27 protein-coding genes and 1 pseudogene are annotated in these 26061 nt (G+C 63.1%); 15 read left to right on the top strand and 13 right to left on the bottom strand.

Features of this window, described 5'->3' with window-relative positions:
* Window positions 1-355: 355 nt before the first annotated feature.
* A pseudogene (locus FJW03_RS17170) lies at window positions 356-1163 on the bottom strand (extensin family protein).
* Here FJW03_RS17170 and FJW03_RS17165 point away from each other — a divergent pair.
* Complete coding sequence (locus FJW03_RS17165; RefSeq protein ID WP_181173243.1) at window positions 1051-1332, top strand: hypothetical protein; 282 nt, start codon at window positions 1051-1053, stop codon at window positions 1330-1332. The pseudogene FJW03_RS17170 and the gene FJW03_RS17165 overlap by 113 nt on opposite strands.
* A gap of 30 nt (window positions 1333-1362) precedes the next feature.
* Here FJW03_RS17165 and FJW03_RS17160 read toward each other — a convergent pair whose 3' ends face one another.
* Both FJW03_RS17160 and FJW03_RS17155 read right to left on the bottom strand, forming a co-directional pair.
* On the bottom strand, window positions 1363-2400 hold the full coding sequence (locus tag FJW03_RS17160) for an extensin family protein (RefSeq protein WP_226890702.1): 1038 nt from the start codon (window positions 2398-2400) through the stop codon (window positions 1363-1365).
* 198 nt (window positions 2401-2598) lie between these two features.
* Window positions 2599-3024 carry a DUF3775 domain-containing protein gene (locus FJW03_RS17155; RefSeq protein WP_140763399.1) on the bottom strand — a complete coding sequence of 142 codons (426 nt, stop codon included), beginning with the start codon at window positions 3022-3024 and terminating at the stop codon, window positions 2599-2601.
* A gap of 152 nt (window positions 3025-3176) precedes the next feature.
* On the opposite strand from FJW03_RS17155, the gene FJW03_RS17150 reads away from it, so the two are divergent.
* Window positions 3177-3716: a tetratricopeptide repeat protein gene (locus tag FJW03_RS17150; RefSeq protein WP_140763402.1), complete on the top strand. Its 540-nt coding sequence runs from the start codon at window positions 3177-3179 to the stop codon at window positions 3714-3716.
* A gap of 269 nt (window positions 3717-3985) precedes the next feature.
* The gene (gene greA, locus FJW03_RS17145; RefSeq protein WP_008877613.1) at window positions 3986-4459 is read left to right on the top strand and encodes a transcription elongation factor GreA; all 474 of its coding nucleotides are present in this window, start codon (window positions 3986-3988) and stop codon (window positions 4457-4459) included.
* 259 nt (window positions 4460-4718) lie between these two features.
* Here the strand turns inward: greA and waaC are convergent, their stop codons facing one another.
* The 3 genes from waaC to rfaD are packed head-to-tail and all read right to left on the bottom strand — an operon-like array spanning window position 4719 to window position 7629.
* Window positions 4719-5702, bottom strand: a complete 984-nt coding sequence (waaC, locus tag FJW03_RS17140; protein ID WP_140763405.1) for a lipopolysaccharide heptosyltransferase I — start codon at window positions 5700-5702, stop codon at window positions 4719-4721.
* Window positions 5699-6706: a lipopolysaccharide heptosyltransferase II gene (waaF, locus tag FJW03_RS17135; protein WP_140763408.1), complete on the bottom strand. Its 1008-nt coding sequence runs from the start codon at window positions 6704-6706 to the stop codon at window positions 5699-5701. Before waaF ends, waaC begins: the two co-directional genes overlap by 4 nt.
* Window positions 6679-7629, bottom strand: a complete 951-nt coding sequence (gene rfaD / locus FJW03_RS17130; protein WP_140763411.1) for an ADP-glyceromanno-heptose 6-epimerase — start codon at window positions 7627-7629, stop codon at window positions 6679-6681. Before rfaD ends, waaF begins: the two co-directional genes overlap by 28 nt.
* A 143-nt stretch (window positions 7630-7772) precedes the next feature.
* Here rfaD and FJW03_RS17125 point away from each other — a divergent pair, with 143 nt between their 5' ends.
* From FJW03_RS17125 to FJW03_RS17100, 6 genes are all read left to right on the top strand, one after another.
* Window positions 7773-8009 (top strand): type II toxin-antitoxin system Phd/YefM family antitoxin, encoded by a 237-nt coding sequence (locus FJW03_RS17125; RefSeq protein ID WP_140763414.1) that lies wholly within the window; start codon window positions 7773-7775, stop codon window positions 8007-8009.
* Window positions 8002-8412, top strand: coding sequence for a hypothetical protein (locus FJW03_RS17120; protein ID WP_226890384.1), 411 nt, complete (start codon window positions 8002-8004; stop codon window positions 8410-8412). The genes FJW03_RS17125 and FJW03_RS17120 overlap by 8 nt, the downstream gene beginning before the upstream one ends.
* 47 nt (window positions 8413-8459) lie before the next feature.
* Window positions 8460-9092: a LysE family translocator gene (locus FJW03_RS17115; protein WP_140763417.1), complete on the top strand. Its 633-nt coding sequence runs from the start codon at window positions 8460-8462 to the stop codon at window positions 9090-9092.
* Between the two features lie 117 nt (window positions 9093-9209).
* Window positions 9210-10703: a D-glycero-beta-D-manno-heptose-7-phosphate kinase gene (gene rfaE1, locus FJW03_RS17110; protein ID WP_140763420.1), complete on the top strand. Its 1494-nt coding sequence runs from the start codon at window positions 9210-9212 to the stop codon at window positions 10701-10703.
* Window positions 10704-10710: 7 nt separating this feature from the next.
* Window positions 10711-11283 carry an SIS domain-containing protein gene (locus tag FJW03_RS17105; RefSeq protein ID WP_140692264.1) on the top strand — a complete coding sequence of 191 codons (573 nt, stop codon included), beginning with the start codon at window positions 10711-10713 and terminating at the stop codon, window positions 11281-11283.
* Window positions 11276-11926, top strand: coding sequence for an HAD-IIIA family hydrolase (locus FJW03_RS17100; protein WP_140613113.1), 651 nt, complete (start codon window positions 11276-11278; stop codon window positions 11924-11926). Before FJW03_RS17105 ends, FJW03_RS17100 begins: the two co-directional genes overlap by 8 nt.
* Before the next feature lie 74 nt (window positions 11927-12000).
* Here the strand turns inward: FJW03_RS17100 and FJW03_RS17095 are convergent, their stop codons facing one another.
* Entirely contained in the window at window positions 12001-12795 is a 795-nt protein-coding gene (locus FJW03_RS17095; protein WP_140763423.1) for a glycosyltransferase family 2 protein, read from the bottom strand.
* Window positions 12796-13035: 240 nt separating this feature from the next.
* Window positions 13036-13515 (bottom strand): Lrp/AsnC family transcriptional regulator, encoded by a 480-nt coding sequence (locus tag FJW03_RS17090; protein ID WP_140613115.1) that lies wholly within the window; start codon window positions 13513-13515, stop codon window positions 13036-13038.
* Window positions 13516-13769: 254 nt separating this feature from the next.
* On the opposite strand from FJW03_RS17090, the gene trxB reads away from it, so the two are divergent.
* Window positions 13770-14744, top strand: a complete 975-nt coding sequence (gene trxB, locus FJW03_RS17085) for a thioredoxin-disulfide reductase (protein ID WP_140613116.1) — start codon at window positions 13770-13772, stop codon at window positions 14742-14744.
* Between the two features lie 90 nt (window positions 14745-14834).
* Window positions 14835-15731 carry a LysR family transcriptional regulator gene (locus FJW03_RS17080; RefSeq protein WP_140692270.1) on the top strand — a complete coding sequence of 299 codons (897 nt, stop codon included), beginning with the start codon at window positions 14835-14837 and terminating at the stop codon, window positions 15729-15731.
* 29 nt (window positions 15732-15760) lie between these two features.
* Here FJW03_RS17080 and FJW03_RS17075 read toward each other — a convergent pair whose 3' ends face one another.
* From FJW03_RS17075 to FJW03_RS17065, 3 genes are all read right to left on the bottom strand, one after another.
* Entirely contained in the window at window positions 15761-15988 is a 228-nt protein-coding gene (locus FJW03_RS17075) for a hypothetical protein (RefSeq protein ID WP_181165765.1), read from the bottom strand.
* A gap of 804 nt (window positions 15989-16792) precedes the next feature.
* Window positions 16793-18844, bottom strand: coding sequence for an elongation factor G (locus FJW03_RS17070; protein ID WP_140763426.1), 2052 nt, complete (start codon window positions 18842-18844; stop codon window positions 16793-16795).
* A 190-nt stretch (window positions 18845-19034) separates the two neighbouring features.
* Window positions 19035-20564 carry a putative bifunctional diguanylate cyclase/phosphodiesterase gene (locus FJW03_RS17065; RefSeq protein WP_140763429.1) on the bottom strand — a complete coding sequence of 510 codons (1530 nt, stop codon included), beginning with the start codon at window positions 20562-20564 and terminating at the stop codon, window positions 19035-19037.
* 248 nt (window positions 20565-20812) lie between these two features.
* Between FJW03_RS17065 and FJW03_RS17060 the strand changes: the two genes are divergently transcribed.
* Window positions 20813-21208, top strand: coding sequence for a cupin domain-containing protein (locus FJW03_RS17060; RefSeq protein WP_140763432.1), 396 nt, complete (start codon window positions 20813-20815; stop codon window positions 21206-21208).
* Window positions 21209-21250: 42 nt separating this feature from the next.
* On the opposite strand, the gene FJW03_RS17055 is transcribed toward FJW03_RS17060, so the two are convergent.
* Entirely contained in the window at window positions 21251-22453 is a 1203-nt protein-coding gene (locus FJW03_RS17055) for a pyridoxal phosphate-dependent aminotransferase (protein ID WP_140763435.1), read from the bottom strand.
* A gap of 212 nt (window positions 22454-22665) precedes the next feature.
* On the opposite strand from FJW03_RS17055, the gene FJW03_RS17050 reads away from it, so the two are divergent.
* From FJW03_RS17050 to FJW03_RS17040, 3 genes are all read left to right on the top strand, one after another.
* The gene (locus FJW03_RS17050) at window positions 22666-23559 is read left to right on the top strand and encodes an EAL domain-containing protein (RefSeq protein ID WP_140763438.1); all 894 of its coding nucleotides are present in this window, start codon (window positions 22666-22668) and stop codon (window positions 23557-23559) included.
* Window positions 23556-24404 carry an EAL domain-containing protein gene (locus FJW03_RS17045; protein ID WP_140613123.1) on the top strand — a complete coding sequence of 283 codons (849 nt, stop codon included), beginning with the start codon at window positions 23556-23558 and terminating at the stop codon, window positions 24402-24404. The genes FJW03_RS17050 and FJW03_RS17045 overlap by 4 nt, the downstream gene beginning before the upstream one ends.
* Window positions 24405-24511: 107 nt before the next feature.
* Window positions 24512-25120, top strand: a complete 609-nt coding sequence (locus FJW03_RS17040; protein WP_140763441.1) for a glutathione S-transferase family protein — start codon at window positions 24512-24514, stop codon at window positions 25118-25120.
* 468 nt (window positions 25121-25588) lie between these two features.
* On the opposite strand, the gene FJW03_RS17035 is transcribed toward FJW03_RS17040, so the two are convergent.
* Window positions 25589-25801 carry a cold-shock protein gene (locus tag FJW03_RS17035; RefSeq protein ID WP_015316174.1) on the bottom strand — a complete coding sequence of 71 codons (213 nt, stop codon included), beginning with the start codon at window positions 25799-25801 and terminating at the stop codon, window positions 25589-25591.
* Window positions 25802-26061: the final 260 nt, after the last annotated feature.

The raw sequence follows: 26061 nt of genomic DNA, 5'->3' as shown, positions 1-26061 counted from the left end.
GCCGCTCGAAAATAGTCCGCCGTCATTTTTAGAATATGACGCGTGTCTTTCACGCGTTGTCTCACGGCGGCGCCGAAAAGTGTTCGACAAGGGCATAGACGACAACCCGCACCTTTGGCGTGAGCGCGCGTTACCGGCCAGACGGCGCGCACGACAATGTGTGGGGCTGTCGATTCGGCAAGATCGCGATCGCCACGACGTGACGCGAGTCACCGCGGCTGCTTCAACACGCCGATGATTGCCTTGCCGTCGGTGGGGTAGGGATCACGACCGCCATTGCGGCCGACGCGCTTTGGACTCTTGCTTTCATGCATGTCGTTTTCCCAAGACCGAGGTCATTTTTGGGCGACATGCATCAGCGGCAGGCGCGGTAGCCGTTCTTGCGGTTCTTGATGTCGAAATGGAAATGGTTGCGGTGGTCGTAATTGTAGCCGGGGCCGAGCACGGTGGTGAAATACTGGCAGCCGTCGGCACGCACATTGTTGAGGAAGCCGCGCGTGCGGAAGGCGAACAGGCCGGGCTTGCGCACGTCGATGTCATCGCCATTGTTGAGCTCGATGCTCATGACGTCGAGCGCATTGCCTTTGCCGTGCTCGGACAGCACGCCTTCGCCGGCGATGTTGCGGCAGGAATAGCTCGATCCCTGGTGGATGGTCTTGACGCCGGAGAAGTAGCGCCAGCGGGCGGAGGGAACCAGTTCATTCTTCGTCCAGGCGGCGAAGGTGGCGGCCATATCGCAGGTCAGCGTCGCGGCGGGCTTCATCTCGACGCTGCCGATGGCCGAGACCTTGACCGGATAGTCGATGCCGCACTGGCCTTCATGGATCGGCGCCAGATCGGTGTAGGCAACATCGAGGCGCTTCAGCTGCTGGCGGCAGTCTGTCTCGCTGGCCGGCATCTGTTCGGTCGGTGACATCGGGGTGTCCATGCGCGGATAAGCGGCCTGCGTCATGTAGGGATTGGACGGGACAAGCCTCTGCATCCCCCGAATATTGCGGCACGGCCGCGGTCTGCGAGCCGACGTCCACGGCCGGTTCGAGCGACAGCACGTTGCCGGTGTTGCAGGCCGAAACCGTGGCCAGCGCAAGGCCGGTGGCCAGCAGCGCCGCAGGTCTGGGTTGGCGCGCTATGGAGAGAAACACGGCGCGAAATTTGCCGGCCATTGGCGGAATCCTGTCCCCGAACCTGATCCTGACCAGGTCCTACCTTTGCCTGATCATGATCTTTTCCGAAAACCGGTTTCCGCTTTTCGGGATCATGGCCCGGATATTCGGTATTTTAACGATCAAGGGTAAAGGAAAACTCAGCGGCCGCGTTCATGCCTGCGGCTGAATTGCGGCACCTGCGGCTGACAGCCAATGCTCATTGGCAAAACGTGCCGCCATGGCGGCGCGGTTCGAGGTCGAAATGGAAATGCAAGGCGTGGTCAGCGTCGGCGCCGGGTCCAAGCACGGTCTTGAACGGACCGCAGGCGGCCTTGCGGATTGCGTCGAGGAACTTGCCCTCCTTCTCCGGCGGGGTCAGGCCGACCTCGATTGTCCTGCCGTCCGATAGGGTGAAGCTCGCGATGTCGAGCGCGTTGCCGAAAGCGTGCTCCGACAGTTTCCCAGCGCCGTGTCGCGGCCGGCAGACGAAGGCCGATGCCTGGCCGATCGATTTCAGGTCGGCGCCGAATTCGGCTTTCGCCGCCGGCTGGACGACGTCAGCGGCAAAACGCGCCGTTGCCTCGGCCATCGGACAATTGAGTTCGGTGCCGGGGGCAATCGCGATCGACTTGCCGAGTGACTTCAGCACCAGGGGATAGGGAATCGAACAGCCGATTTCGGGATTGCTTTCCGCCTTGTGCTCCTCGAATTCGACCCCGAGCGCCTTCAGCCGTTCCCGGCAGGCAACTTCCTCCGCGGGCATCTTGTCCGCCGGCAGGTCGGCCGAGCGCGGGTCGGGAAGCATCTTCTGGTCGCCGCTATCGGCCGGCTTCTGAGGTGGTTGCGGGGCGACGTCAGGCGGCTGGGCCTCGGGCTCCTGGTCATCGGGCTTTGGTGTCGGTATTGGCGCCACGGCCGGTGGCTCCGGCTCGCTTTCCATGTTGGCTTGCGGTTCGGGGAGCGCCTGTTTCTTGTAACGGGATTTTTCTTCATTGAACTGATTGGAAGCCCCGCCGCTCTTTGGGGCCTCGGTGTTCTGTTCTTCCGTTTTCGGGCTTTTTTCCGTGTTTGGCGAGCCTGCGGGACGTTGCTCCGGCAGGGGAACATCGGCGGGCGATGGCAGCGGAGGCTGCGTCGTCTGCTGGGCGGGGCTGCGCGTGATCTGTTGCTCGCCCCTCGGTTTCGGCTGCTTGCGCCGCGATTTCCCCCGCGGCTTCAGGGGCTGGTCGACCCGCGGCGTCAGCGGCTGCTCCACTCGCGGTGAAAGCGGCTTGTAATGCCTGTGACGATGTTTGGCGTCGGCCGGCGCCGCCAGCAGAACTGTCGCCGCCATGACCATTGCGATCCGGTACCTTCGGGAAGAGCGCAGCGTTGCCATCGCTCCGAAACGGCACCGGCATGCCGAAGTTGCGTGCGCGGCCGCTTCGGGCGATCACAATCGGTTACTTCAGCGTTACGCGCCGATCGCTTCCAGCCCCTCTTCCAGCCAGTCGGCAAGCAGCGGCATGCCGAGCAGGTATTTTGCCGTGCGCCTGTTGGGGCGCTCGCGCGCCGCGGTCACGGCATCCGACCATTCCGAGGGGTCGTAGTCGCCACGCCCGACCCAGGCGAGCGCGATCAGTTCGGCGGCTTCATCGACATTGAGGTCGTTGATCAGTTCGCGCAGTTCCTCTTCGGTCAGGTTTTCCGAACTCTCCTCGGAAAGGCCGTCATGATGGTGATTGTCGTGCGTGTCGCCATCGAACTCGATCTCGTGTTCGGCACCGTCGGCATAATCCTCGTTGACGGCCGCACTCAGCGCCTTGGCCTTGAGGATGAACAGGCGCACGGTGTCGGGGCCGATCGAAAGTTCCCAGTTCTTCTCAAGCCGTTGCTGCACGGGCCGTCTCCGTGGGCTCAGTCTTCATTCGATCCGCGATGATACCGAATTTGCGCCATCCGTCACCTCATGTTCTCCAGGCCTGCTTTTCCGGGATGAAACGCGAACCACTTGGCGTTAGTGTTCTATTCTCACCCCTCCAGGAGGCTTCGATGCATAAAAGAGTGCTGATCCAGACGGCGAGCGCGCTAATCGCTCTGCAGTTTCTTGCCGTTCCGGCGTTCGCCGCGGGCGGCGACAGTTCGGGCGGCGGCCAGACTGTCACCCAGTGCAAGAAGGGCGAGGTCTGGGACAAGAAGAAGAAAAAGTGCGTCGCGCCCCAGGAAGGCATGTTGGACGACGACAGCATCTATGAAGCCGGTCACGACCTGGCGATGGCCGGGCGCTATGACGAGGCGATCTCGGTGCTCACCCTTGCCGCCAACAAGCAGGATCCGCGCATCCTCAACTATCTCGGCTATTCGCACCGTCATTCCGGCCGTGTCGCCGTAGGCCTCGGCTATTACGAGGAAGCCCTGCGCATCGACCCCAACTATACGCTGGTGCGGGAATATCTCGGCGAAGCGCATCTCCAGATTGGCGATCTGGCCGGCGCCCAGCAGCAGCTGGTGGAGATCGAGAAGCGTACCGGCAAGGGGTCGCGCGAATACGGCATGCTGGCCGAGCAGATCAACCATTTCATGCGGAGCTGACCTGGCTTCCAAGGCTCTCGAAGCGGCCGCGAGCGATCGCGGCCGTTTTTTGTCGCCGCCTTGCCTCGCCGTCACCCGGCTCGCGAAAGCGGTGACGATTTTTGCAAAACCACTTTTTTGGGCGTGAAAAACTCGCGAAGATTGCTATATTGGGGGAAATTGCGGTGAAACGGTTCCGTTAGCCCGAGGCTGCCGGACCGTTTTCTTTTTGTACCCAACGACGAGGCTTCCCCCGAAACGCGGGGGCGGCGGCAGAAAGGTCAGGCATCATGAACAAGGTCCCGATGACAGGCGAGGGGTTCGCGTCATTGAAGGAAGAACTGCGTTGGCGCCAGCAGGAAGAGCGGCCGCGCATCATCGAGGCGATCTCTGAAGCGCGCTCGCATGGCGACCTGTCCGAAAATGCCGAATATCACGCCGCCAAGGAGGCGCAGAGCCTCAACGAGGGCCGCGTCAACGAACTCGAGGACCTGATCGCGCGCGCCGAAGTCATCGACGTCACCAAGCTCAGCGGCGACAAGGTCAAGTTCGGCGCCACCGTCGTGCTGGTCGATGAGGACACCGAGGAAAAGAAGACCTACCAGATCGTCGGCGACCAGGAAGCCGACGTGAAGTCCGGCCGCATCTCGATCTCCTCGCCGATCGCGCGGGCGCTGATCGGCAAGGAAGTCGGCGACGCCATCGAGGTCAATGCGCCAGGTGGTGCGCGCGGCTATGAGATCGTCCAGGTGCAGTTCATTTAACGAATTTGACGGCGCGGTTTCGTCCTGTCCGCGCTTCAAGCCAGGTCGGCGCTGCCCCTCATCGCCCTGCCGGGCACTTCTCCCCGTATAGTGACGGGGAGAAGAGAGCTGGCCGCAACCTTGGCGGCCTTCTTACAACGCTGGCGATTAGCGAAACGATCAATGACGGCGTTCCTTCTCCCCGTCACTATACGGGGAGAAGGTGCCGGCAGGCGGATGAGGGGCTGCGCCGACCTTTCCGATTGATTCGATCGAAAAATCAATCTTCGCCGATATTTGCCTGGCTAAGCTCCATCAATCTCTCCGCCTCCGCTATCACTTCCGCTGGCGCAACACGACCGCCGGGGGCGGCCAGCAGCGTTGACGCGTAGGGTCCGCGCGGCCCCGTCAGCCCCGGCTCCGTCGCCAGGAACACCGCGACTGTCGGCAGTCCGAAGCCGCTGGCTAGATGGGTCAGCCCGGTGTCCGCACCGATGACCAGCGTCGAGCGGCCGAGGACGCCGGCGATGTCGGCGAGCGGTGATCTTGGCATGACCATCGTGGGTGGCACGGCCTTGGCGATCGCCTCGGCCACCATCTTCTCGCGCTCATTCGACCAGGTGGTGACCGGCGTGATGCCTCGTTCGACCAGCAGCCGGGCGGTTCCGATCCAGTCTTCGACCGGCCATTTCTTGTCCTCTCGGCTGGTGCCGTGCAGCAGGAAGGCGGTCTTGCCTCTGATGGTGGTGGCGATGGTGCCAGCCGGGGGCACAATGCCGGAATTGAGCGTCGCAAGATCGGGTTGGTAGCCAAGCGCCAGTCCGAACAACCGCCTTGTCCGCTCGATGGCGTGCAGGTCACGCGGCACATTATAGGTGACGTCATAGAACAGCGTGGCCGAAGGCTCTCGCGCGCTCGACCGGTCGAAGCCGGCAATCGGCGTGCTGGCCTGCCGGGCCACAAGCGCCGATTTCAGCAGGCCCTGTGCATCGATGACCAAGTCATAGCGGCATGCGCGTAAGGTGCGGCGCAGGGCGGCCGCTTCGCGCCAGGTGCCGCCATTGAACAACGCCTTGCGCCAGCGCCGGATGGCGACCGTATGGATCCTGCCGATCGCCGGATGCAGCGCCACGATGCCGGCGAACGCCTCTTCGACGCACCAGTCGAAGGATATGTCCGGCCTGACGAGGCTGGCATCCTCGACAGCCGGGAACGTGTGGATGACATCGCCCATCGACGACGTCTTGACGATGAGGACCTTCATGCCGTGGCCGGAAGTTCCAGCAGCCGGTCGGCCGCCGCCGCGACCCGCCCGACTTCCAACGTCTTCAGGCAATTGAGGTGACCGAGCGGGCAGACCTTGCGGTGGCAGGGCGAGCAGGACAGGCCTAGCCAGACCAGTTCGCGGCGCTCCGCCAGCGGCGGCGTGTTTTCAGGTGAGGTCGAACCATAGACGGCAACGATCGGCGTGCCGACAGCCGCGGCGACATGCATCAGTCCGCTGTCGTTAGAGACAGCCAGCCTAGCGGCGGCGATCAGATCGATGGCGTCCTCCAGCCGCGTCTGGCCGGCGAGGTCGACGACGCCAGGCGCGAGGGCCGCGATCTCCGCCGTCACGTCGCGGTCGTTCTTCGATCCGAACAGCGCGACTTTCAAGCCCTTGCCCATGAACTCGCGGGCAAGGCCGGCATAGCTTTCGCTCGGCCAGCGCTTGGCCGGGCCGAACTCGGCGCCGGGCATGAGGGCCACGAATTTTTGCGGCGTCAGCCCGAAACGCTCGAGCAGGACAGCCTGGTTTTGCGCATCCACGGTCAGCTGGGGCGCGCGGAAAGTGCCGCCCTGGGCGAGGCCGAAATAGGCCTGCGCGGTGCGCCGTTTCACGGCATCGGGCAGCGGCACGATGTCGGTCAGCAGCCCATAGCGCATTTCACGCAAATGGCCGAAACGGCGTGGAATGCGGGCAAAGAACGGGATCAGCGCCGATTTCCAGCTGCCCGGCAGGATATAAGCCATGTCGTAGCGGCCGCGCAGCAGGCGGCCGAAACGGCGGCGATGGGTGAATTCGAGCGCGCCGGGCTTCTGCGGAAAGTCGATCTGCTGGCGTATTTCAGGCATGCGCTTGACCAGCGGGGCGGCCCAGGCGGGCGCCAGCACATCGATCACGGCGTTGGGATGGAGCTCCTTCAGCGCCGAGAACAGGCACTGCGCCATCACCATATCGCCCACCCAGCGTGGGCCGATCACGAGGATCGTTGGGCTTTCAGCCATTCGACATAGTCTCTGACGCCAGTTTCGACGCTCCGGAATTGACCGTTATAACCGGCCGCGCGCAGACGGGACATATCAGCTTGCGTAAAGCTCTGGTAGCTGCCCTTGAGGTGGTCGGGGAATTCGATGAACTCGATCTCGCCCTTGCCCAGCGTGTCGATCACGGTTTCGGCGATGGCGCGAAACGGCTGGGCGCGGCCGGTGCCGCAGTTGAAGATGCCGCTAGTCCCCCGTTTCCACAGCCACAGATTGACGTCGGCGACGTCGCCGACATGGATGAAGTCGCGGCTCTGCTCGCCCGGTCCGAAGCCATCATAGGCGCCGAACAGTTTCGGGTTCTCGCCCCGCTCGACCTGGTTGAACAGATGGAAGGCGACCGAGGCCATGGCGCCCTTGTGCGCCTCGCGCGGGCCATAGACGTTGAAGTAGCGCAGGCCCGCGACCTGCGAATGGTCAATGTCGAAGGCGGTGCGCCTGACATAGTCGTCGAACAGTTTCTTCGAATAGGCATAGACGTTGAGTGGCCGCTCCAGCGCCGGCTCCTCGCGAAATTCGGAACCGCCGCCATAGACGGACGCGGAAGAGGCGTAGAGGAAGGGCACGCGCAGCGTCTGGCAGGCATGCAGCAGCCGCTTCGAATAGGCGTAGTTGACCTCCATCATGAACTTGCCGTTCCATTCGGTGGTGGTCGAGCAGGCGCCCTGGTGGAAGACGGCCTCGATGCGGCCGAGCGATCCGGCCTCGATGCGGGGCAGGAAATCGTCCTTGTCGAGGTAGTCGGCGATTTTGAGATCGGCGAGGTTGGCGATCTTGTGGCCGTCGGTGAGGTCGTCGACGACGACGATGTCGTCATGGCCTTCGGCGTTGAGCGCGGCGACGATGTTCGAGCCGATCATGCCGGCGCCGCCCGTGACGATGATCATGAAGGCCTCTGGTTGCTTGCGATTCCGGTCCTTATAAGGGAGCCCAGCCGGGCTGTCGACAAAGCAGGCGGTCGCTCGGGCTCGCCCGTTCGGGCTTGTCTGTTTTGTCCATTTTGTCTATTATGGGCAAAACGGAGTGTCCAATGAAACACTATCCATCGACTGATCTGAAACAGAATCTCGGCGACGTGCTCGCGGCCGCCAGCCAGCAGCCGGTCTCCATCACTCGCCACAACAAGCCGAGATACGTCCTGATGAGCATCGAGACCTACGAAGCGCGCTTCGGCACCGATAGCCGTCGCGCCTACGCGGCGGAGGATGCACCGCTGGAACATGTCGAGATGCTGGAGGAGTACGCCGCGGAACTGAACGGTGACTAAACCGGTCGCCGCAGACGTCTGGCGATATCCATATCTGTGGCATCGCCAACATGGAGACCGCCAGACCGAAGGCCGCAAGATGAGGCCTGTCGCCTTTGTCGCCGTTCTTCCCGGAAAAGCCGGAGGCACGAACCTTTTCATCCTTGCCATCACCTCCACGCAGCCGGGCCGTGATCGCATCGCCGTTGGCGTTCCGGAAATTGAATGCCGCCGCGCCGGCCTTGACCCTATCCCCCTTTGGGTCATAGTCGACGAGTACAACCATGATATTCTGGAATCGTCGGCCTATTTCGAACCGGGTGCGCGTATCGGCGCATTCAGTCCGTCGTTCCACAAAAAAAGTCATATCGGCTTTCATTGCGGCTGTTCGCGCAGGCCAATCCAAAGCCACCCCACGGGCTGACTGAAAGGTCTGCAATCGGACAGGGCAGGATCATAAGGGACAACAGAATGCCGTCGACCGAACTGCTCATCGCGTTTTTCGCCACCACGGCGATCTTCGCCTACATTCCCGGTCCGGCCATGCTCTACGCAGCCGCGCAGACCATGGCGCGCGGACGCTGGTCGGGACTGACGGCGGCGCTCGGCATTCATCTGGGCGGCTATGTGCACGTCTTTGCCGCTGCTGCCGGCCTGTCGGTGCTGTTCCACGCCGTTCCGCCGCTTTACATGGCGGTCAAGCTGGTCGGTGCGCTTTACCTGATCTGGCTCGGTGTCTCGCTGTTTCGCAAGCGCGGGGAGGGTGACGCGGCGTTGCCCGTCATCGAGCGCAAGTCGGCTCGCCGCGCCTTCTTCGAGAGCATCACCGTCGAGGTGCTCAATCCCAAGACCGCGATCTTCTTCATGGCGTTCCTGCCGCAGTTCATAGATGCCTCGGCGGCGTTTCCGGTCTGGCTGCAGTTCGTCGTGCTCGGCACCATCGTCAACCTGATGTTCTCCTCGGCCGACATCGTCTGCGTCTTCCTGGCTGGTCTCGTGATCGGCCGGTTGCGGCGTTCGAGCCGGGCGCAGCGGCTGATGCAGCGGGCCGGCGGCGCGGTGCTGGTCGGGCTCGGCGTCCACGTTGCCCTGCAGAAGAGCTGACGCGGCGCCGCCGTTGCACCGGCTCGAATTGCGGTATATCGGCAGGCACGAACGATCGGTCCCGCCAACCGATCCCATATAGTCCAGAGACGGTTTTCCCAGCGCGCTGCCAGTGACATGATCAAGCACAATCCGCCTTCTCCCGAACCACTGCACCGCGCCATTGCGCGCTTTGGCGACGTCGCCGTGCTGGTGGTCGGCGACATCATCCTCGACCGCTTCGTCAATGGCGTCATCGAGCGGATTTCGCCGGAGGCGCCGATCCCGGTGCTGCACGGGCGCGGCGAGACCTCCGCCATGGGCGGCGCCGGCAACGTCGTGGCCAATATCGTGTCGCTTGGCGCGCGTGCCGTTCCGGTCTCGGTGATCGGCACCGACACAGCCGGCGACACCCTGGTGCGGATGCTTGGCGAACTCGGCGCCGACACGACAGGTCTGGCGCAGCAACGCGGCCGCATGACCTCGTCGAAGAGCCGCTTCAGCGCGCTCAACCAGCAGGTGCTGCGCTTCGACGAGGAAGAGATCAAGCCGCTGGACGAGGCGGAGCGGGCGGAGCTGATCCGGCATTTCCGCGCGGCACTTGCGAAGGCCGACATCGTCATCCTGTCCGACTACGGCAAGGGCATCCTGCTTGACGGCGTCGCCGCCGAACTGATCGCCATCTGCCACGAGGCCGGCAAGCCGGTGCTGGTCGACCCCAAGGGCCGCGACTATGCGCGCTATGCCGGGGCGACCGCGATCACGCCGAACCGCAAGGAGCTTAGCGAGGCCGTCGGCCATGCGGTGTTCGCCGATGACGAGATTGTCGCCGCCGCCCGCCAGCTGATCTCGGCGCATGGCTTCGACTTCGTGGTGGCGACCCGCAGCGAAAAGGGAATGAGCGTGGTCGGGCCCGATGAAGCGCGCCACATCGCCACCCAGGCGCGGGAGGTGTTCGACGTTTCGGGGGCGGGCGACACGGTGATCGCGACCTTCGCGCTGGCGCTTGCCGCCGGTGCCGATCCTGTCGCCGCGGCCTCGATTGCCAATGCCGCCGGCGGCGTCGTGGTGGGCAAGCGCGGCACCGCGCGGCTGACAGTCGAGGAACTCACCGGCGCGCTGTTCCGCTCGCATGGACCGACGGCCCACAAGGATGCCATCCTCGATGCCACATCGGCCGCGCGCATGGTGGCGGTCTGGAAAGAGGAGGGTCTGAGCGTCGGCTTCACCAATGGCTGTTTCGACATCCTGCATGCCGGCCATGTCAGCCTGCTGCACGCGGCGCGAAGCCAATGCGATCGGCTGGTGCTCGGCCTCAACAGCGACGCCTCGGTGCGGCGGCTGAAAGGACCGGGCCGCCCGGTCAACGACCAGCATGACCGCGCTTGCGTGCTCGCGGCCCTTGCCTCGGTCGACGCCGTCGTGGTGTTCGACGAGGACACGCCGCTGGCGCTGATCGAGGCGCTCCTTCCCGACATTCTGGTCAAGGGCGCGGACTACACGATCGACACCGTGGTCGGCGCCGATGTGGTGCGGAAGGCCGGCGGGCGCGTCGTGCTGGTCGATCTCGTCGCCGGCAAGAGCACCACCAACACTATCGGCAAGATGCGCGCCGGCGGCTCGGCAAATTGAGGGTTTCATGTCGGACTTGAACGATTATCTGGTCCGCTCGGCGGCCGCCATTACGGCCATGGTCGAGCGTGACCTGACGAGTGAGATGGAGCGCGCGGTGAGCGCCGTGGTGACGGCGCTTTCATCGGGCAAGGCATTTCTGATCGCCGGCAATGGCGGCTCGGCCAGCGATGCCATCCACATCGCCGGCGAACTGGTCGGCCGCTTCCTCAAGGAGCGCAAGGCCTACAATGTCATCGCGCTGCCGGCCAATGCGGCGGTGCTGACCGCCTGGGGCAATGATTACGGTTTCGACACGGTGTTTTCGCGCCAGGTCGAGGCGCATGGCTCGGCCGGCGGCGTGCTGCTGGCAATCTCGACCAGCGGCAATTCGCCGAGCATCCTGGCCGCCGCCGAACAGGCGCGGATGATGGACATGACGGTCGTCGGCCTGACCGGCGACACGGGCGGCAAGCTCAAGCCGCTGTGCGACATCCTGCTCAACGTACCCTCGACCTCAACGCCGATCATCCAGCAGGGGCATTTGTGCCTCTACCATCATCTTTGCGAGGTGGTCGAAGCGCGCCTCAGCAATGGCTGACGGCGGTTCAGTCTATCCGCTCGCGGAGCCAGGCCTGTGGGTCGAGCGGATTGGAGGCAGAGCCTTTTCGGCCGGTCGACCGGCGCTTTTTCTCGACCGCGACGGCACCATCAATGTCGATACCAGCTATCCAAGCGATCCGGCACAAATAGTCCTGCGGCCCGAGATGCTGCCAGTGATCCGAACGGCCAATCTTAGTAACCTTCCCGCCATCATCGTGTCCAACCAGTCCGGTATCGCTCGGGGCTATTTCGGCTGGCCGGAATTCGCTGCGGTCAATGCGCGGCTGCTGGCACTGCTCGAGGCGCACGATTGCCGGGTCGACCTTGTGCTGGCCTGTGCCTACCACTCGAGCGGTACGGGTGAACTGGCAATAGGCGATCATCCTATGCGCAAGCCTAGTCCAGGCATGCTGCTGCGCGCTCGCGATCTGTTGGACCTGGACACAAGCCGATCCATCATCGTTGGCGACAAAGCCGACGATATGGAAGCCGGACGGCGGGCCGGGCTGCACGAGGGTTGGCTGGTTGGCGGCAGGGTCAATCGAAAGACCGGTGACGGCAGTTTTGTCGCCCGGAAGCTGATGACTGGCAATGATCATCGGAGGCTTTGCGATGCAGTTGCTGAGCTTGGGAGGGCCTAAGGTTCATCCGACGAGCGCCACAAGGCCCTGTCCTTAACGCAGCGGATGGTCAAAGCCATGCGCACCGTGCCGCTTTACACAGGATCGTGGCGTTCCGAGGCTTCGTAGAGCTTGGCCTCGGTGGCGAAGGAATAGATCATCACCGACATCGAGTAGACGAAACCGTGCCGGCCGCACAGGAAGTAGCGCTTGGCCAGGTAGAATTTGAGGAAGTTGCCAAGCGGTGACAGCACCAGCCGCACCAGGCCGGGCTTCTTGCCCTTCTCGACCAGCGTGACGGCCTTCAGGCTGGAATAGGCGTTGGCCCGGGCAAGATCGTCCTCGACCGATATTTCGCGGCGATGCAGCAGGAAACCGTCCTCGATCGTGCCGGTTTCGCCCGGCACTCCGAAGGATTCATGCACCCGCGCGATGAGATCCATGATGGCGCCTTCGCGGCGGAAAAGCCGCATCAGCCTGTTGTGCAGCACCCATCGGTGCGCATAGCCGTAGCCCTTCAGCCAGTCTCGGCGGCGGATGTACCAGCCGCGGATCTTGCCGTTGGTCGATTGCGTGATGGCCACGATCGACTGCCGCAGCCGGTCGTCGACGCGCTCGTCAGGATCGATGGAAAGACACCAGGGCTGATTGGCATGATCGAGCGCGAATTGCCGCTGACGGGGAAAACCCGGCCAGTCATTGTGCAGCAGCGTTATCGGGTAGCCCTTGGCGATATAGCTTTGCACGCATTCGACGGTGCCGTCCGTCGAACCGGAATCGACGATGATGATCTCGGCGCAGAAATCGATGCTTTCCAGGCACGGGCCGATCATATCGGCCTCGTCCATGCAGATGATAAGCGCCGAGACCGGGCTTGCAAATCGAGTCATGGTCCCCTTCCATGGCGGATCGTCTCGGAACAACGCTGCTTGCGCTATCTGTTCTTACGCAGTCCCGGGCGGAAAACCGTGACACATTTTTCCAGGAATTGCTTGAGAAACCAACCACGCAGCGAAGGTCGGCGGAGCGATCCAGCCTTGTACATGAGCGTCTGTCGAACACCAACGCGGCGCCGGTGTGGCGAAGGCCAGGAATTCGCGGGGGGCAGGCGCGCAGGCGGTCGCCTGGCCTCACGATCGCTCGAACGAGACCAGCCCTTCATCCTTGACCCGTCGGATGGTGAGCGCGGTGCGCACCGTGTCGACATTCGGTGTCGAGGTCAGTTCCTCGATGACAAAGGTCTGGAAGGCGCCGAGGTCGCTTGCCACGCAGTGCAGCAGGAAATCGGATTCGCCCGACACCATCCAGGCATCGCGCACGATCGGCCAGCCGCGCGTGCGCTCGGCAAAGGTACGAAGCTCGGCATCGGCCTGATGGTGCAGCCCGACTAGGCAGAAGGCAACGACGTCGAGGCCGAGCGCCGGGGCATTGAGCAGCGCGCGATAGCCGCGGATGATGCCGGTTTCCTCCAGCCGCTTGACCCGGCGCAGGCAGGGCGGCGCCGAAATGCCGACCCGGTTCGAGAGCTCGACATTGGTCATGCGCCCGTCCGCCTGCAACTCGCGCAGGATCTTCCAGTCGATGGCGTCGAGGTCGGCTTTTAGGGGCATGGCTGTCTCAGCTCGGCGCAAGAATCTTTCGCGATTTTGTAATTAAACGACTTTTGTGTTGGCGCCAGCCCTCATCAACGCGATTTTTGATCGGTAACGAAAGTGGCCATCGCGCGAATAACCCCACGGGCCGAAGCTTTCCGGGGACGACGGCCCGTTCGTCTTGCTGGCATGGTTGGCAACCCTTACATTAGGCGCGACATTCCATGCTATTTCCCAAGGCACACTCCCTGTCTGCCCCGCAGAGGCTTCAAATGACCACCAAGCACGCGCCCGTTCTCATCATCGGTTCCGGCCCGGCCGGCTATACGGCGGCGGTCTATGCCGCACGTGCAATGCTGAAGCCGATGCTGGTCGCCGGCCTGCAGCAGGGTGGCCAGCTGATGATCACCACCGATGTCGAGAACTATCCCGGCTTCGCCGACCCGATCCAGGGGCCGTGGCTGATGGAGCAGATGCTCAAGCAAGCCGAACATGTCGGCACCGACATCATCAACGACATCATCACGGAGGTCGATCTCAACGTGCGGCCGTTCCGCGCCAAGGGCGATTCCGGCACGACCTACACCGCTGACGCGCTGATTATCGCCACCGGCGCGCAAGCCAAGTGGCTGGGCATTCCGACCGAACAGGACTTCATGGGTTTCGGCGTCTCGGCCTGCGCCACCTGCGACGGCTTCTTCTATCGCGGCAAGGATGTCGCCGTGGTCGGCGGCGGCAATTCAGCGGTGGAAGAGGCGCTCTATCTGTCGAACCTCGCCAAGAGCGTGACGGTCATCCACAGGCGCTCGGACTTCCGCGCCGAGCGCATCCTGCGCGAGCGGCTGCTGCAGAAGGACAATGTCCGCGTCATCTGGGACACGATCGTCGACGAGATCACCGGGCGCCCCGGCAAGGCGCCGTTGCCGCCTTCCGTCGAAGGGCTCAAGCTCAAGCACGCGGTGACCGGTGCCGAAACGCACCTCAGGGTCGATGGCGTGTTCGTGGCGATCGGCCATGCGCCGGCGGTCGAGCTGTTCGTCGGCAAGCTGAAGCAGAAGCCGAACGGCTATCTGTGGACGGCGCCGAATTCGACCCGCACCGACGTGCCCGGCGTGTTCGCGGCGGGCGACGTGACCGACGATGTCTACCGCCAGGCGGTGACGGCGGCGGGCCTCGGCTGCATGGCCGCGCTGGAGGCGGAGAAGTATCTGGCGGGCATCGAGGTGCATCGCGAGGCGGCGGAATAGGCGGTTTGTAAAATTGTTAAAAAATCAGCTTAGAAACGCCGTGTAAAAGCCTGATTTTTCATTCAGACGCCAAACAGAACGAGGGGTATCATGGCGTTGGACTGGGACAAGCTACGCGTGTTTCACGCCGCGGCGGAAGCGGGGTCGTTTACGCACGCGGCCGAGACATTGCATCTTTCACAATCGGCGATCTCGCGGCAGGTCAGCGCGCTCGAGCATGATGTCGGCGTGCCGCTGTTCAACCGCCATGCCCGCGGCCTGGTGCTGACCGAGCAGGGCGAAATGCTGTTCCGCACGGCGCATGACGTGCTGATGAAGCTCGAGACCATCAAGTCGCGTCTGACCGAGACCAAGGACCGGCCTTCCGGCGTGCTCAGAGTGACGACGACGGTGGGTCTGGGTGCCGGCTGGCTGACCGAACGCGTGCAGGAATTCATCGAGCTCTATCCCGAGATCAGCCTGCAGCTGATCCTCGCCAACGAGGAACTCGACCTCACCATGCGCCAGGCCGACTGCGCCATCCGGCTGCGCCAGCCGCAGCAGCCGGACCTGATCCAGCGCCGCCTGTTCACCGTACATTTCCACCTCTACGCGGCCCCATCCTATGTCGCCAAGTATGGCAAGCCGGCTTCGATCGCGGAGCTGAAGAGCCATCGCATTGTCACCTTCGGCGTGCCGGTGCCCTCGCATCTGTCGGAGCTGAACTGGCTGGAGACGATCGGCGATTTCGAAGGCGGCCAGCGTGTGCCGACGCTGCAGATCAACGACATCCTGTCGATCAAGCGCGCCGTGCAGGGCGGCGCCGGCATCGCCATGCTGCCCGACTATGTGATCTCCAAGGACTCAGGCCTGGTGCAGCTCTTGCCGGAAACCGAAGTGCCGTCCTTCGACACCTATTTCGCGTATCCCGACGCGATGAAGAACCAGGCGAAGCTGCATGTCTTTCGCGACTTCATCATCGCCAAGGCGCGCAGCTGGTCCTATTAGCCCACGGGGGCAGCGCCGGCGGCGGTGGTCTATCCGCCCCGCCAGGGCGTCAGCCCTTCCAGCGCGAAACGGGCGAAGGCATGCAGCAGCACGCCGGTTGCCGCAACGATGAGAACGCCGCCGGCAGGGACAAAGCCAGGCATGGCTGACAATGGCAGGCCCCCAGCGATCGCAGAGCCAGGCAATAGTCCGGCGACCACGCCGGGTGCCGCGACCAGGAAGATGCCGCTGCCGGCGATCGCCGAAAAGGGGCGCATTGGATGTCCTTGCCTGGCTGCCTCAGAATTAAACGACCACTGCCTCTTTCCAGGTCATCAGGTGTTTTTCGTCATTTGCGAGCAAAGTCGTCCGGAATTGACGTTCTCAAGACGGCAATTACCCGGTTGCGTGCTCCATTTTTGACGAATCTGCTGGTCCTATTGGCACCATGAACGGGTTAGACCACAGCCTGTGTCTTTTTGCATGCGTGTGTTGCAAAATAGATGCTTGTTTCTTGGGCATGATGAGCACATATATAGATCATCTCTTGGGCGCGTTCTCCTCCCATTAGCGCCCTTGAGTGTTCCCCTCTGGAGGTTAGCCTTAACAGGCACTTCCAATCAAACTCAGCCGGATCTTCGTTGATCCGGCTTTTTTGTTGCCCGGATGCCACCATGGTGACGGAAAAGTTCGCCGGAATTGCCACGTAACAGTGTCATGTAACCTCTGGTAACATGACAAGGCCACCCTCGACCTGCTAAGTAGATGATAGGACGCGGTGTGGTTCGGACGAGAGATGGGGGCATCACTCGGACGGCCGGGCTCAGGCGGCTACCGCGTCCGAACCTTTTCCGCCGAAGATCGGCAACTGCACATGCGGCGGACCTGCCGTTTCTCCTCCCAAGAAAACGGTCCGCAAACAAAACGGCGTCCGGCCCCCCCGGGCGTCGTTTTTGGTTTTGTCCCCGAACAAAACGGATGCTGCGCCAAAGCGCTCGCATCAGAGCGACGCGCTTGAGGTCCTGTTTCATGCACGTCGCCCAAACCGCTGCGCAATTTGGGCGACGTGCATTGGATGAGAATCAGGCAGCCTTGCCGTTGGTGTTCATCGCTTCGTCGGCGAGGCGGCCGGTGAGTTCGGCCATGTGGTCGAAGGCGGCGCGATAGCTGGCCACGCCCGAGGTTGCCGAACGCAACTCGATGATCAGATCGCCGATCTCGGCCTGCGGCATGGTCGCCTCGACGACGTCCCAGCCTGGCCAGTCGGGCCGCGCGTCATAGCCGAGGATCTGGCCACGCCGCTGCGGGATCAGCGCGATGATCTTGGAAGTGGCGTCCGACGGCGTGACGATCTCCACTTTCATCACCGGCTCCAGAAGCACCGGCGAGCAGGCAGCCATGCCTTCCTTCATCGCCAGCCTCGCTGCCATCTGGAAGGCCATGTCGGAAGAATCAACCGCGTGGTAGGAGCCATCCGACAGGTTGACGGCGATGTCGACGACGGGGAAGCCGAGCGGGCCGGATTTCAGATAGTCGCGTATGCCCGTCTCCACCGACTGGATATAGGTCTTCGGCACGACGCCACCGGTGATGGTGTCAGTGAACTGGAAGCCGGAACCACGCGGCAGCGGCTTGATCTCGATCACCACATCGCCGAACTGGCCATGGCCGCCGGACTGCTTCTTGTGGCGGCCGCGCTGTTGCGCCGATTTGCGGATCGTCTCGCGATAGGGCACGGCCGGCGCATGGCCTTCGACCGGAATCTGGTTCTTGCCCTCCAGCCGCTCGCGCACGACGCGCAGGTGCATCTCGCCATGGCCGGACAGCACCGTTTCGGCCGAGTCCTGGTTGTGACGCAGGCTGAGCGAGGGGTCCTCCTCGGCCAGCCGCTGGATGGCGGCCGACATCTTGACCTCGTCCTTGCGCTCCTTGGGGCGCAGCGCAAAGGCAAAGACCGGCTGTGGCGGCTCGACATCGAACAGCTGTTTGGTGCCGCCCTTGGCCGAGGTCAGCGTCTGGCCGGTCTTGACGTCGTCCAGCTTCCCGAGCGCCACTGTATCGCCAGCCTTGGCGGCGGTGAGCTTGACCTGGTCCTTGCCCAGCATCTTGTAGATGCCGGAGACCTTGGCGGTGCCGCCGCCCGGCAGCCAGAGCTCCAGGCCGTCGGCGACCTGGCCGGACAGGATGCGCGACACCGACAGCTTGCCGCCATGCGGTGTGTGGATGGTCTTCATCACCTGGGCCACGGTGGCGTTGCCATCCGGGGCACCGAGCCGCTTGCGGGTCGCCTCGATGTCGGGCGCGTCGTGGCGGATCGCCTTCAGGAGGCGCAGCACGCCATTGCCTTTCTCGGCGGTGCCGATCAGCACCGGCGTCACCACGCCGTCGCGCAGATCGGCGGTCAGATCGTCGAAAACCGCGTCCTTCGGCGGCTCGATCTCCTCGAGCAGCTGTTCCATCAGCTGGTCGTCATGATCGGCCAGCGTCTCCAGCATGGAGAAGCGTGCCTCCAGCTCGCGCGCCTTGTCGTCGCCCGGTATCTGAGCCACCTCGCTTTCGGCATATTCGCGGTAGATGTAGGCGCGCTCCAGCGCCAGATCGATCGAGCCGATGACGACGCCGTCCTTGCGCAACGGAATCTGGCGCAGCAGGAGCGGCACCGAGCTTGCCGGCTGCAGCATCTTCAGCGTGTCGCGCACGCCTGCTACCGCCTTGTCGACCTTGTTGAGGAACAGGATGCGCGGCACGCCGAGATCGTCGAGCTTGCGCATGATGAGCTGCAAGGCGGGGATCTTCTTCTCGTCGGCTTCGGCCACGACCACTGCTACGTCGCAGGCGGCCAGCACCGGCTCGGCCTCGAAGGAGAATTCGATCGAGCCGGGACAATCGACGAAGGTGAACTGCTCGCCCATGAATTCGGTGGTGGCGATTGTCGCCTCGACGCTCATGGCGTGGGCGCGTGCCTCTGGCGAATGGTCTGAAACGGTGCTGCCCGAGGAAACCGGGTTCTGGCGGGGGATGGCGCCCGTGCGGGCCAATATGGCTTCTAGAAGTGTCGTCTTACCGCTTGCGAAGGGACCGACTATGGCAATGCATTTCGGTCCCGTGCGTCGTCCTCCGGCGCGATTACCCATGACTGACCTCCACTCAGGCGTTTCCCGTAGGACCGACTGGCATTCATGGTTCAGGCTTGGTCAATCGGTCCCGAGCGGCGGCCGGCCTGTTCGACCGTCGCGGGCGGGGTTCTTTTCAAGCGCCACCTGCCCAAAAGCATCGTCCCACTTGTTTGCCGGCAGGGCAAGGAAAATAGAAATCCGGGCAGCGTCAGGCGCTCAGCGCCAGGGGGTCGACATTGACGGTGCGAACGGGAGCAAGCTTGTCGCGCGGCGTCGGCCGTCCGAAATAATAGCCCTGGAAGCGGTTGCAGCCCGCCGCCTTGGCCAGCGCGAATTCTTCCGCGGTCTCAACGCCTTCCGCCACGATGGTGACGTCCTGGATGCGCGCGATCTGCCCAAGCGCGGAGACGAAGATCTGCGCCACCTGGTCATGGGCGAGGCTGCGTATGTAGGAGCGATCGATCTTGATGATGTCGATGGGCAAGGCCTTCAAATAGTTGAAGCCGCAATGGCCAGTGCCGAAATCGTCGAGCGCGATGTGGAAGCCGAGGCCGCGCAAGGCTTCCAGGCGCCGCAGGATCTCGGGCGTGGCCGCGGTCGCCACCGTCTCGGTGATCTCGATGATGAATTGCGCCGCCGGGCGGCCGGTCTCCTTCAGCACGCGGTCGCACATGGTGACGATTTCGTCGCGCTTGAGCTGCTCGCCGGAGACGTTGATCGAGATGCGGCGCCCGGGGAAATAGCCGACATCGGCGCAAGCCCGCTTGAACACCCATTCGCCGAGCATGTCGATCAAGGTCGAGCGTTCGGCGATCGGAATGAACTCGGCCGGCGAGATCAGGCCGCGAACCGGGTGCCGCCAGCGGATCAGCCCCTCCAAGGCATGGGTGGAACCGTCCGGGTTGACGATGGGCTGGTAGTGCAGTTCGAGTTCACCGAGATAGATCGCCGCGCGCAATTCCCGTTCGACCAGACGGCGGTAACGCTTGTCGGACAGCATCTCCTCGTCGAACACGGTGACGCGGCCTCGGCCGGCCGCCTTGCTTTCATAGAGTGCCAGGTCGGCAACCAGCATCAGTTCCGTCGTGTTCGAGGCATGGGCGGGCGCCAGCGCCACGCCGAGCGAAATGGAGAGCGGAATGATCTTGCCTTCATGCGATTTGCCCGCCCGCATGGCATCCAGCAATTGCCTGACATTCTTGTTGATGGCGTTGAGGTCTGCGTGCGGGATGATGACGCCGAATTCGTCGCCGCCGAGGCGCCCGACCATGCTGCCGGCAAAGATGCGTTCGGCGGTCTTGACCAGATGCATGAGGGTGAGGTCGCCGAACTGATGTCCGAACGTGTCGTTGAGCTGCTTGAAATGGTCGAGGTCGATCAGCAGCAGGGTTGCCTCGCGCCGCTCGCGCATGGTGCCAAGGCTGTCGCGTAGCGCTTCGAGAAAATAGCGCCTTGTCATCGCCCCGGTCATCGCGTCCCTGGTCAGGAAGTGATGCTTTTCCGCCTCCGCCGCCTCCGCCGACCGCAAGCGATGGACGACGCTGCTGCGCATATATATCAACGCCAGCAAAGCGAGGCTCGTGGCCAGGATCGAGACGGCGAAGGCGCAGCCCGGCGGCAGGTCCCGCGAGATATTGAAAGCGCCAAGCACTGCCGCGCCGATGCTGAGCACAAGCAGCGCCTGGATGCCGCGGTAGATCCGGCCGCTATGGTTCTTGATCGTTGCCAGTATGCTCATCCGCCAGCCCCCGCGATGCAGGCTCACGGCTAGTGCGCAGCCGTTAAGAAGACATTGAATTCGCCGTCATTTCGCCTCTCGGCCCCATGCGGGGGAAATTCATGGTTAAGGAGAGAAAACCGGAATCTTCCTCACCTGGGCGAAACCGCCGGTTGCGCGCCGGCCGATATCGGCCGAGAATGTGTTTCGCCTCGATCAGCAGCGGCATTTGCCGTCGGTCGCTTCACCACCAGTTTCAGGACCAGACGATGAAGATCATTGCTTGCGGCAGCGTGCCGACCATTATCGCGCCGGAAAAGTATTTCACCGGCCGGGTTCTGCAGACGCCGATGGTCGAGACGGAGGCGCCGGCGCGGCTCAGGGCCACGCTGGTCGCCTTCGAGCCGGGCGCACGCACCCACTGGCACACGCATCCGTTCGGCCAGACGCTCCATGTCACCTCGGGCGCCGGGCTTGCCCAGGCATGGGGCGGCCCGGTCCAGGAGATCAGGGCTGGCGATACCATCTCGTTCGCCCCGGGCGAGAAGCACTGGCATGGTGCAGGGCCGAAAACCGCGATGACGCATATCGCCATGCAGGAGGCACTCGACGGCGTCCATGTCGACTGGCTGGAAGCGGTTTCCGGCGAGCAGTATGGCAGCTGAGTCCTGACCGCGGACGGCGGCCGCGTCCTCAGGTCTATCTGATCAGGTCAGCGATGCCGTAAAGCGCTGGATGCGTGTGCAGGCTTCCTCCAGCAGCGCCTCCGATGTGGCGTAGGAGATGCGGAAGTTGGGGCCAAGGCCGAAGGCCGAGCCGAACACCACAGCGACGCCTTCGGCCTCGAGCAGTTCCGAACAGAAGGCCTCGTCGGTGCCGATCACCTTGCCGGCTTTCGTCTTCTTGCCGATCAGTTGGGCACAGGACGGATAGACATAGAAGGCACCTTCCGGCGACGGGCAGGTGATGCCGCGCGCCTGATTGAGCATCGATACAACCAGATCGCGCCTGCCTTGGAAGATCGCCTTGTTCTTGGCGATAAAGTCCTGCGGGCCGTTCAACGCTTCCACCGATGCCCACTGGGCGATGGTGCAGGCACCCGAAGTCTGCTGGCCCTGGATCATGTCCATCTCCTTGATCAGCTGGACCGGACCGGCGGCATAGCCGATGCGCCAGCCGGTCATGGCATAGGCCTTGGACACGCCGTTCATGGTCAGCGTGCGCTCATAGAGGGTCGGCTCGACCTCGGCGATGGTCTTGAAGACGAAATCGCCATAGGTCAGGTGCTCGTACATGTCGTCGGTCAGCGTCCAGACATGCGGATGCTTCAGCAGCACGTCGGCCAGCGCCCGCAGTTCGGCCTCGGTATAGGCGGCACCCGACGGGTTGGACGGCGAGTTCATCAGCAGCCATTTGGTCTTCGGCGTGATCGCCTTCTCAAGTATTTCAGCGGTCAGCTTGAAACCATTGTCGATGGAGGTGTCGGCAAACACCGAAGTGCCGCCGCAGATCGCCACCATTTCGGGGTAGCTGACCCAATAGGGGCGGGGGATGATGACCTCGTCGCCAGGGTTCAGCGTCGCCATGAAGGCGTTGAACAGGATCTGCTTGCCGCCGGTGCCGACGATGGTCTGCTCGGGCCTGTAGTCGAGATTGTTCTCGCGCTTGAACTTCCTGGCGATCGCCTCGCGCAGCGGCACGATGCCCGAAACCGGCGGGTACTTGGTCTCGCCACGGCGGATCGCTTCGATCGCCGCATTCTTGATGTTGTCGGGCGTGTCGAAATCCGGCTCGCCGGCGCCGAGGCCAATAATGTCACGGCCGGCATTTTTCAGCTCGCGGGCTTTCTGCGTCACCGCGATGGTGGCGGAAGGCTTCACGCGGGAAAGGGTGTCGGCAAGAAAGGCCATGACCTTTTGTCTCTCCAAAGGATCGGCGCGGCCAGGAGCGGCCGCGGCGCTTCTCATGTCGCATGCTGCCGCCAAGTGCAAGCATTGTCGGCTGGGCCAGCTATGGCGATGCGGTCAATGAGGCGTGATCAACGGAGAGTTCATTAACACAAGGTAGAGGCTTGCATGGCAGGATCGCAATCCAATTCCGCCAGTCGCGGAGCGAGGAACCCTTGTCGCGCAGCATCGGACTTGCCCATATCATCCGTCATGATGACGGCACCTCGTCAGGTGTCTGGGGCATCTACACGCTGCAAAGCGCCTTCCAGCCGATCTTCGCCTTCAAGGAGGGCAAGCTGCTGGTCGTCGCCTTCGAAGGGTTGATCCGGCCGTTTCGCGATGGCGAACCGCAATCGCCGATGACCTTCTTTTCGACCTGTCCGGCCGCCGACCGGCTGCATGTCGAGGCGCTGACCAGGACGCTGCATCTGCTCAATGCCGGCGCCTGCCTGCCGCAGGAGGCTTCGATCTTCATCAATTTCGATCCGTCCGTGTTCACCGAGCGGGCGGTCGCCGACAATGCCTTGCGCGAAATGCGGCTGGTGCTGCACGAGGCCGGCATCGATCCGGGCCGGGTCGTGTGCGAGGTGACGGAGCAGCGATCGGCATCGCAGGAGACTTTGTACGAGTTCGTCGCGGCATTGCGTGGCAACGGCTTTCGCATTGCCGTCGACGACTATGGCGCCGACGATTCCGACATCAACCGCGTCAAGGAGTTGAGACCCGACATCGTCAAGTTCGACGCTCGCTGGATCACGCAACTGATGGAGTCAGGCGCCGGCTTCGCGCTTTTGACCGCCATGGTGAAAAGCTTCGAGGAGCAAGCCATCCGCACCGTGTTCGAGGGCCTCGAAGAGGGATGGCAACTGGATCTCGCCGAGAAATCTGGAGCTTCGATGGTCCAGGGCTATGTGCTGGCGCGCCCCGAACTGGCGCCGACCAGCTTCCACGCCTTCGGCAAAGCCGGGGAGGAAACCGTCTCCGCCACCGCCGGGGCGGAGCCTGCGACGGCGACGCCGCGAACAGCACGACCGACGAAGGCCTTCGGGCGCAGGACGTCACCATGAGCCTGGAGCGGCGGCGCAATGTCGACGATGCGATCTTCGTCGACGAGGTCGGCATCGAATATGGTGTCCATGGCGATTTCCGCCTGCGCAGCGCCTACCAGCCGATCTTCGCCCCGCGCGGCCGCATCTTGCAGGCCGTGGCGGTCGAGGGCCTGGTCGAGCCGCGCCGTGCCGGCCAGCCAGCGTCCGCTCAGATGTTCTTCGAGAGCGTTGCATCGCCGGACCGGCTGTTTGTCGAGACCATGTGCCGGGCGCTGCATTTGCGGAATTTTCACAACATCGGCGTCGACGGGCTCGATCTGTTCTTCAACTACAATCCGGTGGTCAACGACCATCCGGAGCGGGCGCTGGCGGAGATCCGGCTGATGAGCAGGCATCTCGACGAGCTCGACCTCGCCCCTGGCATGCTGGTCTGCGAAATCACCGAGCAGGCGGCGGATGACGCGCTTCTGGCCCGGCTGGTGCGCGAAATGCGGCGCGACGGCATCCGTATCGCCATCGACGATTTCGGCACCGGCCATTCGACCGAGGAGCGGGTGAGTCTGCTCAGGCCCGATATCGTGAAGATCGATGGCGGCTGGTTTGCGGAATTCTGCCGCCACACTGCTGCCGAGCGGTTCTTCCGCCCGCTGGTGTCCAGCCTGCACGACCGTGGCGCCAAGGTTCTGGTCGAGGGCATTGAGCAACCCGTCCATCTGCGCGTCGCGCTCGAAGGCGGCGTCGACCTGGTGCAGGGTTTTCTTCTGGGCCGGCCGGCCCTGGCCGGTACCATCTTCGACGAAAAGCCGCTCGCCATCGATGCATTGCTGGGCAGGGACAACAATGTCGTACCGCTCTTTGGCTAGGACCTTGCATCAGCGGTGCTGATGATCACGCCAAAACAAATCATTGGTTGAGGACGCCGGGGCTGCGATAATCGCGTCCGCACAAGGCAGCGCTTCGGGGACCGGCAATGATACTTTATAGCATGATCGACAGCGGCAATTGCTACAAGCCGCGCCTGCTGATGGCCAAGCTTGGCCTTCCCTTCACGACGATCGAAGTGAGTTCGCACACGGGGGAGACGCGAAAAGCCGATTTCGTCGCCAAGAATCCGAACGCCATGGTGCCGCTGCTCGAACTCGACGACGGGCGGCGGCTGGCCGAGTCCAACGCCATCCTGCTTTATCTCGCCGAAGGCACGCGCTTCCTGCCGGCGGACAGATACGAGCGCGGGCTTGCCTATCAGTGGCTGTTCTTCGAGCAATACAGTCACGAGCCCTATATCGCCGTGCGCAAGGCATTGCTGACCTATCCCGAGAGGGCCAAGGACGCTACGCCGGAACGGCTGTCAGTGACACTGGAGCGCGGCAACAAGGCGCTCGGCGTGATGAATAAATATCTGGAGAACAATGCCTTCTTCGCTGGCGGCGCCCTCAGCGTCGCCGACATTGCCCTCTATGCTTATACGCACACGGCGGAGCAGGGCGGTTTCCAGCTCGACGCCTATCCGGCTGTCGCGGCGTGGCTTAGCCGCGTGGAGGCGGATCCAGGGCATGTACCGATTGACTGGGTGGGGTAGGATTTGGCGATTGGTGCTCTTCTCCCCGTCCCTATACGGGGAGAAGATGGCGGCAGCCAGATGAGGGGCGGCGCCTGCCTTTGATAGTTTCGCGCTTGATTCAAAATGGGATAATCCTGGGGCATCTCGCTGCCCCTCATCGCCCTGCCGGGCGTTCGTCGTTCGAAAAGCCAAGCAGTTGGCTTTTCGTCCGCTGCGCGGACCACTTCTCAACTCCCCGTATAGAGACGGGGAGAAGGACGCTGTATTGATGCCGTCGCCTGAACCCCAGACAAACAAAAAGGCGGGACAAAGCCCGCCTTCCCATGCTTGGTAGCCTGATCGGGAGCGTCCGGTCCGGGCTGGCAGCTATCTGCTGTTCCAGCTTGTCGGGTCTTTTCGCTCCGGCCCGCTTCTCGCGCGGCCGTCAGTACATCCGTGACTTGCCGCGCGCCCCGAGCTCTCGCCCGGCGCGCGCCATTCGCAAAATCAGGCTGCCTTGCTCAGAGACCCAGCGGACGACTTGCCAGTGCGGCGGTCCTGCTCGATCTCGAAGTTGATCTTCTGGCCTTCGACCAGGGTCGACAGTCCAGCGCGCTCGACAGCCGAGATGTGGACGAAAACGTCCGCGCCGCCGCTGTCAGGCTGGATGAAGCCGAAGCCCTTGGTGGCGTTGAACCACTTGACCGTTCCAGTTGCCATAAAAATAGTCCTTCACATTTGCTTTAGTTTGACCGAACCGAGGTCCAGCCGGTGTGCATCGAGATTTTGGAGATAGACGTCAGCAAACGCGAAGATCGCGAGGCCCGGATCGATCGGCCGAAATATCAATGGGGCTGATATAGGATGCTTTCGCACCAAAAACAAGACTGTGTGAGAAAGCCGTGATCGGAACGCCGCCCAAAGGCCGGCCTAATCCGGTGAAACCGTTGCGGCAGGTGGCGCGCCGTCCTTGGCTTCGG

Source organism: Mesorhizobium sp. B4-1-4 (assembly GCF_006439395.2).
In the GTDB taxonomy this organism is placed as follows: Bacteria; Pseudomonadota; Alphaproteobacteria; order Rhizobiales; family Rhizobiaceae; genus Mesorhizobium.
The sequence above is the reverse complement of the archived record's forward strand: the minus strand, read 5'-3'. Positions and strand labels throughout refer to the sequence as shown.